Genomic DNA, 10,614 nt, shown 5'->3' on the forward strand with positions numbered 1-10,614 from the left:
TTGCCACGCCTCCGTGCGGCAGTGCGGCCCGGCCATCTCCCCTTACCCCGGTGAAGCCCCGTCCGCCCGGCCGCCTCCCCTTACCCCGGGTGAAGCCCAGTCGGCCCGGCTGCCTCCGGCTCCCCGGATCGGCCCGGCTACCTCCGGCTCCCCCAGCCGAAGTCCCGCAACGCCTCGAGGTTGCGGAGCGCGAGGGCCGCGGGGCCGTCCGGGCCGGTGGGCGGGGCCGCCGTACCGGCCCAGGCCTCCACCGCCACGCGCACGGCGGCACCGGCCACGGCGGCGGCGAAGCGGAGGTCGGCAGTGATGCCCGGGCCGGTCCCCGCTCCACGGGTCGCCAGGATCTCGGCCAGGGCCACCTCCGAGGTCTGGCACACCTCCGCCCAGACCTTGCGCAGGGCGGGGCTGGCGTCGGCCAGACGGATCAGGGTGCGCACCCACTCCCAGGACATCGCCGAGACGCCGGCGCCGGGGGTGAGGGTCTGGTTCACGGCGTGTTCCAGGGCCTCCGGGACGGTCAGGCGGCCGGGGGCGGTGCGGACCGCTTCCGTCCAGCGCTGGGCGCCGGCCGCGTACAGCGGGGCGACCGCCTCCTCCTTCGTGGCGAAATAGCGGTAGAACGTGCGCGGTGCGATGCCCGCCGCCTGGGCGATGTCCTCGGCACGGGTCGCCCGCAGGCCCCGGCGGACGAACAGGGCGGCCGCCGCCCGGGCGATCTCCATCCGCGTCTCGGCCTTCCTGCGCTCGGTGAGGGACAGCGGCGCGGAGGCGGAAAACGGCTGGTCGGAAGGGCTGGGGGTGGTGCTCATCTGGGCAGGCTATGCCCGTGTGGCAGAATCTGCCATCCGGCGGTTCACCCCGGGGTTCAGGTACGGGGTGGACCGCCGTTCCAGCAGGGTGCCCTTGGCGGCATTGTGCCCCTGATCGGCGCGGACGGCCGCATGTGGGCAGCCCCACGCGAGCGGCCGAGCGCATGGGAACACGGCCGCCGGAACGGACCGTCGCAGCAGAGAGCCGGGCCCCGACACCCAGGGGGGATGGGCGCCGAAGCCCGGCTTGGGGAACGTCCCGGCGCCGGGGGGGGATTGCGTCGGGACGTGGCTCGTGCGTGGCCGACCTGCTGTGCGGTGTGCGGTGGGGGGAGTGCGGTCCTGGGGTCCAACTCCTTGGGCCCGCAAGGGTTTTTCCCTCGGGCGCCGGCGTTGAAGCGACAGGACCACGCCATGTTTGCGCCGTCTTTCGCCACGGGCGTGCGCGGCCCACAGGGACCGCACGCCCGCTGCGCCTCCCGGCTGCGCTCCCGTTACGCCGCCGCGTCGAAGCCGGTGTCGCGGGCCAGCTTCTTCAGCTCCAGCAGGGCGTGCTTCTCGATCTGGCGGATGCGCTCACGAGTCAGGCCGTGCTCCTTGCCGACCTCGGTGAGGGTGCGCTCGCGGCCGTCGTCGATGCCGTACCGCATCTTGATGATGGAGGCCGTGCGCTGGTCCAGACGGCCGATCAGGTCGTCCAGCTCCTCGCTGCGCAGCAGGGTCAGGACGGACTGCTCCGGGGAGACCGCCGAGGTGTCCTCCAGCAGGTCGCCGAACTGGGTCTCGCCCTCGTCGTCCACCGACATGTTCAGCGAGACCGGGTCACGGGACCAGTCGAGGACGTCCGTGACGCGCTCCGGCGTCGCGCCCAGCTCCGCTGCGATCTCCGCGGGCTCCGGGTCACGGCCGTGCTCGCGGTTGAACTCGCGCTGTACGCGGCGGATGCGGCCCAGCTCCTCCACCAGGTGGACGGGGAGCCGGATGGTGCGGGACTGGTCGGCGATGGAGCGGGTGATCGCCTGGCGGATCCACCAGGTGGCGTACGTCGAGAACTTGAAGCCCTTGCGGTAGTCGAACTTCTCCACCGCGCGCACCAGGCCGGCGTTGCCCTCCTGGATCAGGTCCAGCAGGGGCAGGCCGCTGCGCGGGTATCGCCGGGCGACCGCGACGACCAGGCGGAGGTTGGAGCGGATGAAGACGTCCTTGGCCCGCTCACCGGCATCGACCAGGGCCTCGAGCTCCTCCCGGGTGGCGTCCGTGTGGGACTGCTCCTCGCCGTCGAGGACCTGCCGCGCGAACACACCCGCCTCGATGGTCTGGGACAGCTCGACCTCCTTGGCGGCGTCGAGCAGCGGTGTGCGCGCGATCTCATCCAGGTACATGCCGACCAGGTCGCGGTCCGCGATCTCGCCGCCATGAGCGCGAACACTGCTTGCCGAGTCGGCCGTCTCGCCGGTGGCGGACTGACGACGGGCGACGGCACGGGTTGCCATGCGTGCTCCCTTGCGATGGTGGGCTGGCGGGTGGTCCAACGAACGCTCGGCACGGGCGGGGACTGTCACTGGGACTCTCCACGAGTGCCCTGCATCCGTGGGAAACAACGACTGGAATCCGGACAGAATTCCCAACCCGTCCCCCAATTTTTCTGATCATGCAGTACCCTGTTCCGCCACACTGGGAGGCGACATGCCGACGGAGCGTACAGAGGCGCAGGTCAGGCCCGGGACCGAGGGCGATCTCGACGCCCTCACGGCGATCTACAACCACTATGTACGTGAGACGGCGATCACATTCGATACCGCGATCTTCACTGCGGAGGAGCGCCGCCCTTGGCTGCTCTCCCACCCGGAAGACGGCCCGTACCGCCTGATGGTTGCCACGGAGGCGGAGTCACAGGAGATTCTCGGGTACGCGACATCCAGCCCCTTCCGGCCGAAGCCCGCGTACGTCACGTCGGTGGAGACCTCGGTGTACGTCGCCCCGGACGCCGGGCGGCGCGGGGTCGGATCACTTCTCTACGACGCCCTCTTCGAGGCGCTGGCCGACGAGGACGTGCACCGCGCCTACGCCGGGATCGCCCAGCCCAACGAGGCCTCGGAGCGGCTGCACGCCCGCTTCGGCTTCCGGCACCTCGGCACGTACCGCGAGGTCGGCCGCAAGTTCGGCCACTACTGGGACGTGGCCTGGTACGAGAAGCCGCTCTAGACCGGCCCGCGCCCCCAGGTCACCCGAACTGCACCGACCGCTTCGCCATGCCCATCCAGAACCCGTCGATCACCGACCTGTGCGCGGCCGGCGCACCCCCCGCCTCCGCCGCGCCCATGGTGACGAAGAGAGGGGCGAAGTGCTCGGTGCGCGGGTGGGCGTAACGGCCGGCCGGGGCCTTGTTCAGGAAGTCGAGCAGGGCGTCCCAGTCCCGGTCCTCCAGGGCCCGCCGCCCCCAGTCGTCGAACTCGGACGACCAGCTGGGCACGCCGCCGCCGGTGTGCCGGAGCGCGGCGAGGTTGTGGGTGAAGAAGCCGGAGCCGATGATCAGCACGCCCTCGTCGCGCAGCGGTGCGAGCCTGCGGCCGATGTCCATCAGGCGCACCGGGTCGAGGGTGGGCATGGAGATCTGCAGGACGGGGATGTCGGCGTCCGGGTACATCTCGACCAGGGGGACGTAGGCGCCGTGGTCGAGACCCCGGTCGGGGATGTCCTGGACCGGCATGCCGGGGGCGCGCAGCAGCTTGCGGACGGACTCGGCGAGCGCGGGTGCGCCGGGGGCGTCGTACCGGACCCGGTAGTAGTGCTCGGGGAAGCCCCAGAAGTCGTGGACCAGCGGGACGGTCTCCACGGCGCCCAGCGCGAGCGGGGCCTCCTCCCAGTGGGCGGAGACCATGAGGATCGCCTTGGGGCGGGGCAGGCCGGCGGACCAGGCGGCGAGCTGGCCGGGCCAGACCGGGTCGTCGGCGAGCGGCGGGGCGCCGTGACTGAGGTACAGGGCGGGCATGCGCTCCGGGGTGCTGGTGGACATGACGGCGGCTCCCATGGGCTGCATTGCTTTAACTCTCAAGTTCTATGCCAACCGTACGCCCGACTTGTTCAAGTTTCAAGGAGATGCCTCGTACAGTGGACCCCATGAACACGGCCCCGGACTCCGCCGCACAGCACCGCTGGCTCACCGACGAGGAACAGCGCGTCTGGCGCGCCTACCTGCACGCCACCACCCTGCTCGAGGACCACCTCGACCGGCAGCTGCAGCGCGACGCGGGCATGCCGCACATGTACTACGGCCTCCTCGTGACCCTCGCCGAGGCACCGCGCCGCCGGCTGCGGATGACCGAGCTGGCGATGAAGGCGAAGATCACCCGCTCCCGGCTCTCGCACGCCATCGCGCGGCTGGAGAAGAACGGCTGGGTGCGCCGCGAGGACTGCCCCTCCGACAAGCGCGGCCAGTTCGCGGTCCTCACCGACGAGGGCACCGAGGTCCTGAAGCGCACCGCGCCGGGCCATGTGACCGCCGTACGCCAGGCGATGTTCGACCGGCTCAGCCCGGAGCAGCAGAAGGCCCTCGGCGAGATCATGGAGATCGTCGCCGAGGGCCTTCAGCCGGACGAAGCGGGTGCGGACCTGCCCTGGCTCCGCTAGCGGATCACTGTCAGTGGGCCACCACCGGCACCGGGACCTCGTCCTCGACGCCCTCACCGGAGGACACGGGGGCGCTGCCCGGCCGGCCGGTGTTGACGAAGGTGACGGCGATCAGGGCGGCGAGCCCCAGGATGCCGACGGCGAACCAGATCGCCGAGGTGTAGCCGTGCACCATGCCCTGCAGCCCGACCAGCTGCTGCTGCGGCTTGGTGGCCGCACCGGCGATGTGGTCCTTGATGTACGACGTCTTCGCGGACGCGGCGATGGTGTTGAGCAGCGCGGTGCCGATCGCGCCGCCCACCTGCTGCGAGGTATTGACCATCGCGGAGGCGACACCGGCGTCGCGCGGCTCCACGCCCTGGGTCGCCAGGGACATGGCCGGCATGAACGCCGTACCCATGCCGAGGCCGAGCAGCAGCATCGCGGGCAGCAGGAGCATGCCGTACGAGGAGTCGATCTCCAGCTGGGTCAGCAGCAGCATGCCGAGACCGGCGACCAGGAAGCCCGGGCCCATCAGCAGGCGCGGCGCGACCCGGGTCATCAGACGGGTGCCGATCTGCGTGGAGCCGGTGATCATGCCCGCGATCATCGGCAGGAAGGCGAAGCCGGTCTTGACCGGCGAGTAGCCCTTCACGATCTGCAGGTAGTAGGTCAGGAAGAGGAACAGGCCGAACATGCCGATGATGGCGAGGCCCAGGGACAGGTAGATGCCACCGCGGTTGCGGTTGCTGACCACGCGCAGCGGCAGCAGCGGCGCCTTGACCCGGGACTCCACGGCCACGAACGCCAGCAGCAGCACCGCGGACGCCACGAACATGGACACGGTCACCGCGTCGCCCCAGCCGTCGGACTCGGCGCGCGTGAAGCCGTAGACCAGCGCGACCAGGCCCAGGGTGGACAGGATCACGCCGGGGATGTCGAGCGGGGCGCGGTTGCGGCCGCCCTCGGGCTCACGGATGACGAAGTAGGCACCGGCCGCGGCGACGACGGCGAACGGGACGTTCACGAAGAAGGTCCAGCGCCAGTCCAGGTACTCGGTGAGGAAGCCGCCGAGGATCAGGCCGACGGCACCGCCACCGCCGGCGATGGCGCCGTAGATGCCGAACGCCTTGGCACGCTCCTTGGCGTCCGTGAACATCACGGCCAGCAGGGACAGCGCGGCCGGGGCGAGCAGGGCGCCGAAGACGCCCTGGAGGGCGCGGGCGCCGAACATCATCGTGCCGGTGGTGGCGGCACCGCCGAGCGCGGAGGCGAGGGCGAAGCCGGCCAGGCCGGTGACGAAGGCGCGCTTGCGGCCCCACTTGTCGGCGATACGGCCTCCGAAGAGCAGCAGACCGCCGAAGGCAAGGGCGTAGGCCGTGACGACCCACTGCCGGTTGCCGTCGGATATGCCGAGGTCTTTCTGGGCGGAGGGCAGGGCGATGTTCACGATGGTGGCGTCGAGGACGACCATCAGCTGGGCGAGCGCGATGAAGACGAGCGCTTTCCAACGGTTGGCGTCACCGCTCGGGGCGGCGACGCGCGGAGCCTTGAGGGCTGCTTCGGACATGGAGGTACCCACTTCGGGACTTCGTGACGGACTTCGGTGACGGACTTCGGTGACGGACTTCGTGATGAAAAAGACGGAGTACGGCGAAAAAAACGGAAAGAGGGAGGGCGCGGCTCGTCGGCGTGACGGCCGCGAAGGCGGACGAGAGACGGACAGGCGTACGCGTGAGGGACTGGGCCCGGCGCCCGAACTGGTCGGCGGGGCCCGGCCGGTCAGGACTGGTCGGTCGGAGCTGATCGGTCAGGATCGGTCGGTCAGGATCGATCGGTCAGGACTGGTCGGTCGGAGCTGATGACTCAAGGGCTCAGGAGCAGCGCAGCTCCTCCAGGGTCACGGCCTTGCCCGGCAGGGCGGAGCGGGCGGGGGCCCGCAGGCCGTCGAGGAACAGCTGAAGGTGGCGGTGGACGAAGCGGTCGCCGTGGAGGCAGTCCGTGCCGGCCGGGGGCCGGCTCAGCTGGGCCACGACGATCAGCAGATCGCCGACACTGACATCGGCGCGGAGCTGTCCGGCCGCCTGCGCCCGGCCCATGACCTCCTCGACGAGCCGTTCGACGCGCTCGCGGGAGGCCTCCAGGTCGGGGTGGTGCTGGTCGAAGGCGCTGGAGATCATCGGGCACAGCGCGCTGATCCGCTCGTCGGCGGACGTGTGCACGAAGCGCTCCAGCGCGGCGAAGGCGTCCCCGGTCTCCGCCAGGGCGGCCTCGGCCGCCTCGGCCGTCCGGTCCATCACGGAGCAGACGACCTCGCGGACGAGGGCTTCGCGGTCGGGGAAGTTGCGGTACACCGTCGCGTTGCCGACACCGGCCCGGCGGGCGATCTCGTCGAGCGGCACGTCGGGGCCGTGCTCGACGAACATCTCCCGGGCTGCGGTGACGATCCGCTCCCGGTTGCGCAGGGCGTCGGCGCGGGGCCGGGGCACCTTGCGCGGTGCGGGGGAGGTCGCGGTCGGCACGGCGTACTCCTCGAGACGTTAGGGGGGCGATCCGGGGAAGTACTCCCCGTTTCGCTCGGACACAGGGCTAAACGGGGAAACGCTCCCCGGTTATTTCCCGCCCTCTCCCTGAAAGCCTGTGACCTGAGACACACTCACCTTGGCCCGGGTTTCACCCCCGTGCGGACCGGCTTTCCCACGATCGGTCTCCTCCAGCGAGCGCCCTCCACCCACCCGACCCAGGGTGATCGCAAGGGTGCAGCCGGAGACCGGCGGCTGCCGTGGAGCGAGAGGTCCATGCATGGAGCAGCAGCCGCAGCCGCCCCGCCGCATACGCCTTTCCCCCAGAGGCAACGCACGGCCTCTCATAGGCCAGGCCCTCCCCCTCATGAGCCAGGGCCTCCCCCTCATAGGCCAGCCCTTCGCACGACGCCGACCGCTTCTCGCACGCCACTCCCGCGTACGCCGCCGCATACGCCCGCGCCGCGCGGCCGCCCTCGCCGTGGTGACGGCGCTGACCTTCACGGTCAGCACCGCGGCAGGGACCGCACATCTGACGGCGCCCACCACCGCCGGCCCCATCGGCCTGGCCCGCTCCGCCGCCTTCTCCGCCTGCATGATCCACGGCAGCAACGACATACAGATGACCGAGGGCGTCCCCACCCCACACGGCTACTCCCGCTCCACCGGCACGGTCCACGCCCTGACCCTGATGGTCGACTTCTCGGACGCGCCCGGGCCGGGCGACGCGATGGACCGCTTCCACGAGTTCTTCCCGCAGACCCAGGAGTGGTTCCGCACCGCGTCGTACGGCCGCCTGGACTACCAGCCGGAGACCCCCATCGCCCACTGGCTGCGGATGCCGAAGCCGTTCAAGGCGTACGGCATAGAGCGCGGCGCGCCCTTCGACCCCGGGTACCGGCAGTTGGTGCAGGACATCGTGGCCGCGGCCGACCCGACCGTGGACTTCCACTCGTACGACCTGCTGAACGTGCTGATCACCCCGAACGCCGGCCCCTCCGCCCTGGACACCGTCCTGTCCGTGACGTTCGCCGGGAACGGCGACGCCCCGGTCGCCGACGGGGTGCCCGTCTCCAACGCGTCCTTCGTCTACTCCCGCCAGGACGACGGTTCCGGCTCCTACGACCACACCGGCTACCGGGTGCTGCCGCACGAGAACGGCCACACCTTCGGCCTGCCCGACCTCTACACCCAGGAGGGCGGGGGCGCGGTCGGACACTGGGACATCATGAGCGAGGACTGGGGTGCCGGCAACGACCTGCTCGGCTGGCACAAGTGGAAACTGGGCTGGCTGGACGGCTCACAGGTGGGCTGCGCGGCGAAGCCGGGCAAGGCCGAGTACCGGCTGACACCGCTGTACAAGGAGGACGGCGGCAAGCTGATCATCGTCCCGATCGACGGCCGGAGCGCCTACGCGCTGGAGGTGCGGGCCCAGGGCGGCAACGACGAGGCGGTGTGCCGGCCGGGCCTGCTGATCTACCGGGTCGACGCCACGGTCGACACCGGACGCGGTCCCGTCACGATCTACGACAGCCACCGCGACAGCGGCGGCTGCACCCGCAGCCCCAACGTCCAGGCCGAACTCTCCGACGCCCCTTTCTCCCCCGGCGAGACCTTCAAGGACCCCGCCCACCACATCACCGTCCAGGTGGTGGACGCCGACGCGGACGGGAACTACCGGGTGCGGGTGACGCGGGGTTAGCGGAGCGGGGCCGCGGCGGGCGGGGTTTACGGTAGGCGTGCCCGTATGCCGTACCGGGCCCGTACGCCGTACCGGAGAGACGATGCCCGCGAGGACCGCAGTGGAGACCGATGCCGATGCCGGGACGGGAATGTCGGCGGAGGCGGTCGGACCACTGATCCGCGGGGTCGGGCTGCTACGACGCCTCACCGAGGCGGGCGGCACGCTGAGCCCGAGCGCGCTGGAGCGGGCCACCGGGCTCGCCCGCTCCACGGTCGACCGGATCACCGCGACCCTGGCCCGCATGGGGTACGTCCGCCTCGACGGCCGGGACGTCGTCCTCACCCCGGGCGTGATGCGGCTGGGCAACGCCTACCTGGCCGCCCTGCGCCTGCCCGCACTGCTCGACGCGCGCGCCGACGTCCTCGCCGACGAGCTCGACGAGTCGGTGTCGCTCGCGGTCGCCGACCTGGACGGCATCCGCTTCATCCACCAGGCCACCCGTCGCCGCGCGATGTCCGTGAGCTTCCGCATCGGCGACCTGCTCCCCGCCGAACGCACCGCCCCGGGACCGCTGTTCGCGACGGAGTGGGCGGAGCAGGACTGGGACCGCTGGCACGCCCGCCGCGCCACGGACCCGCAAGCCGCGTCCTTCCCCGCCGTCCCCCCGCACCCGGCACCGGCCGACGACTTCCCCGACCGGGTGGAGCGGGCCCGGCGCGACGGCTGGGCGGTGGACGACCAGCTGATCGAACCGGGGCTGGTCGCGGTGTCCGTGCCGGTACGGGACCCGGAGACCGGCCGGGTGGCGTGCGTGGCGAGCGTGGTCAGCCACACCAGCCGGCACTCGGCGGACAGCATGCGCACCGACCTCCTCCCCCGGCTGCGTACGGCGGTGGCGGCGATGGAGGCCGACCTGAGCGCCGCGCTTCCGCCGGAGCCCGGTCCGCCGCCCTCGGGCCTGGCGACCTGGACCACGGCGTCCAAGCACGAACTGGGCCGGGACTTCGTGGAGTCCCTGGCCCGGGGCCTGACCGTGCTGACCGCGTTCGGGCCGGGTCGCTCGGCGCTGACTCTGACGGAGGTGGCCCGGGCGACCGGCCTGTCCCGGGCCACGGCCCGGCGGGCCCTGCTCACCCACGCGCACCTGGGCCTGGTGACCACCCGCCCCGACCACACCTTCACCCTCACCCCGCGCGTCCTGGACCTGGGCTTCCCGCCCCTGTCCCGCACGACGCTGCCCCGTCTCGCCGACCCCCACCTCCGCGCCCTGGCCGACCGGCTGCACGAACCGACGGCACTGGCGGTACTCACGGCCGACGGCACGGAGATCCAGTACACGGCCGGGGCGAGCGCGAGCCGGGTCCTGACCGTCCACATCACAGTGGGCACCCGCCTGCCCGCGGCGGCGACGTCACTGGGCCGCGTCCTCCTGGCCGACACGGGCACCGACGCCCCGTCGGCCGAGGTCCGCGCCCAGGGCTACGCCCTGGTGGACGAGGAACTGGAATCCGGCCTGCGCTCCGTCGCCGTACCCGTACGGGACCGCACCGGCCGCACGATCGCCGCCCTGAACGTCGCCACCCACGCGGCTCGCCGCACCCTGGACGACTGCGTACGGGACCTCCTCCCGGAGCTGCGCACCACCGCCACCCGCCTCGAAGCGGACCTGCACACCGCATCCCGCTTCACCCTCGTCCCACCGTCCTGAACACACCACCCACCGTGATCCGCCACCCGCTACACTGTCGGCGGTGGCACCGCCACCACCGCACCACTGCCTTCGTAGCTCAGGGGATAGAGCACCGCTCTCCTAAAGCGGGTGTCGCAGGTTCGAATCCTGCCGGGGGCACAGAGAAACACCTGGTCAGAAGTCACATGGACCCTCCGTGGAGGCCACGGAGGGTCCTTTGTGTGCTCCATGGGAACATCCTGGGAACGGGATGATGGGGGATTAAGGCAACTTTAGACCGACTGATGCGGTGCGGGAATT

The 10,614-nt window shown here is 71.5% G+C and carries 9 protein-coding genes and 1 tRNA gene; 5 read left to right on the forward strand and 5 right to left on the reverse strand.

Annotated features, from left to right (window positions below; translation table 11 throughout):
• Positions 1-137: 137 nt before the first annotated feature.
• Together ACIHEJ_RS18745 and ACIHEJ_RS18750 are read right to left on the reverse strand one after the other, a co-directional pair.
• Positions 138-722 carry a TetR/AcrR family transcriptional regulator gene (locus ACIHEJ_RS18745; RefSeq protein WP_400137498.1) on the reverse strand — a complete coding sequence of 195 codons (585 nt, stop codon included), beginning with the start codon at positions 720-722 and terminating at the stop codon, positions 138-140.
• A gap of 581 nt (positions 723-1,303) precedes the next feature.
• Positions 1,304-2,302 (reverse strand): RNA polymerase sigma factor RpoD/SigA, encoded by a 999-nt coding sequence (locus tag ACIHEJ_RS18750; RefSeq protein ID WP_400136638.1) that lies wholly within the window; start codon positions 2,300-2,302, stop codon positions 1,304-1,306.
• 193 nt (positions 2,303-2,495) lie between these two features.
• Between ACIHEJ_RS18750 and ACIHEJ_RS18755 the strand changes: the two genes are divergently transcribed.
• On the forward strand, positions 2,496-3,014 hold the full coding sequence (locus ACIHEJ_RS18755) for a GNAT family N-acetyltransferase (protein ID WP_400136641.1): 519 nt from the start codon (positions 2,496-2,498) through the stop codon (positions 3,012-3,014).
• Positions 3,015-3,033: 19 nt separating this feature from the next.
• Here the strand turns inward: ACIHEJ_RS18755 and ACIHEJ_RS18760 are convergent, their stop codons facing one another.
• Positions 3,034-3,825 (reverse strand): dioxygenase, encoded by a 792-nt coding sequence (locus ACIHEJ_RS18760; protein WP_400136644.1) that lies wholly within the window; start codon positions 3,823-3,825, stop codon positions 3,034-3,036.
• A gap of 104 nt (positions 3,826-3,929) precedes the next feature.
• Here ACIHEJ_RS18760 and ACIHEJ_RS18765 point away from each other — a divergent pair, with 104 nt between their 5' ends.
• Positions 3,930-4,439 (forward strand): MarR family winged helix-turn-helix transcriptional regulator, encoded by a 510-nt coding sequence (locus ACIHEJ_RS18765; protein WP_400136646.1) that lies wholly within the window; start codon positions 3,930-3,932, stop codon positions 4,437-4,439.
• Positions 4,440-4,449: 10 nt separating this feature from the next.
• Here the strand turns inward: ACIHEJ_RS18765 and ACIHEJ_RS18770 are convergent, their stop codons facing one another.
• A complete protein-coding gene (locus ACIHEJ_RS18770; protein WP_400136648.1) occupies positions 4,450-5,988 on the reverse strand; it encodes an MFS transporter in 1,539 nt (512 codons plus the stop codon).
• Positions 5,989-6,292: 304 nt separating this feature from the next.
• Complete coding sequence (locus tag ACIHEJ_RS18775; RefSeq protein ID WP_400136651.1) at positions 6,293-6,940, reverse strand: TetR/AcrR family transcriptional regulator; 648 nt, start codon at positions 6,938-6,940, stop codon at positions 6,293-6,295.
• 367 nt (positions 6,941-7,307) lie between these two features.
• On the opposite strand from ACIHEJ_RS18775, the gene ACIHEJ_RS18780 reads away from it, so the two are divergent.
• From ACIHEJ_RS18780 to ACIHEJ_RS18790, 3 genes are all read left to right on the forward strand, one after another.
• The gene (locus ACIHEJ_RS18780) at positions 7,308-8,642 is read left to right on the forward strand and encodes a M6 family metalloprotease domain-containing protein (RefSeq protein WP_400136654.1); all 1,335 of its coding nucleotides are present in this window, start codon (positions 7,308-7,310) and stop codon (positions 8,640-8,642) included.
• A gap of 82 nt (positions 8,643-8,724) precedes the next feature.
• On the forward strand, positions 8,725-10,332 hold the full coding sequence (locus tag ACIHEJ_RS18785; protein WP_400136656.1) for an IclR family transcriptional regulator C-terminal domain-containing protein: 1,608 nt from the start codon (positions 8,725-8,727) through the stop codon (positions 10,330-10,332).
• A 68-nt stretch (positions 10,333-10,400) separates the two neighbouring features.
• A tRNA-Arg gene (locus ACIHEJ_RS18790) sits at positions 10,401-10,473 on the forward strand.
• Positions 10,474-10,614 lie beyond the last annotated feature (141 nt).

Origin of the sequence: Streptomyces sp. NPDC052301, from assembly GCF_044593395.1 — a bacterium.
In the GTDB taxonomy this organism is placed as follows: domain Bacteria; phylum Actinomycetota; class Actinomycetes; order Streptomycetales; family Streptomycetaceae; genus Streptomyces.

Excerpts from the sequence above, each read along its gene's own strand:
- ACIHEJ_RS18745 (WP_400137498.1), bottom strand. The coding sequence starts at position 722 with ATGGAGATCGCCCGGGCGGCGGCCGCCCTGTTCGTCCGCCGGGGCCTG.
- ACIHEJ_RS18750 (WP_400136638.1), bottom strand. The coding sequence starts at position 2,302 with ATGGCAACCCGTGCCGTCGCCCGTCGTCAGTCCGCCACCGGCGAGACG.
- ACIHEJ_RS18755 (WP_400136641.1), top strand. The coding sequence starts at position 2,496 with ATGCCGACGGAGCGTACAGAGGCGCAGGTCAGGCCCGGGACCGAGGGC.
- ACIHEJ_RS18760 (WP_400136644.1), bottom strand. The coding sequence starts at position 3,825 with ATGTCCACCAGCACCCCGGAGCGCATGCCCGCCCTGTACCTCAGTCAC.
- ACIHEJ_RS18765 (WP_400136646.1), top strand. The coding sequence starts at position 3,930 with ATGAACACGGCCCCGGACTCCGCCGCACAGCACCGCTGGCTCACCGAC.
- ACIHEJ_RS18770 (WP_400136648.1), bottom strand. The coding sequence starts at position 5,988 with ATGTCCGAAGCAGCCCTCAAGGCTCCGCGCGTCGCCGCCCCGAGCGGT.
- ACIHEJ_RS18780 (WP_400136654.1), top strand. The coding sequence starts at position 7,308 with ATGAGCCAGGGCCTCCCCCTCATAGGCCAGCCCTTCGCACGACGCCGA.
- ACIHEJ_RS18785 (WP_400136656.1), top strand. The coding sequence starts at position 8,725 with ATGCCCGCGAGGACCGCAGTGGAGACCGATGCCGATGCCGGGACGGGA.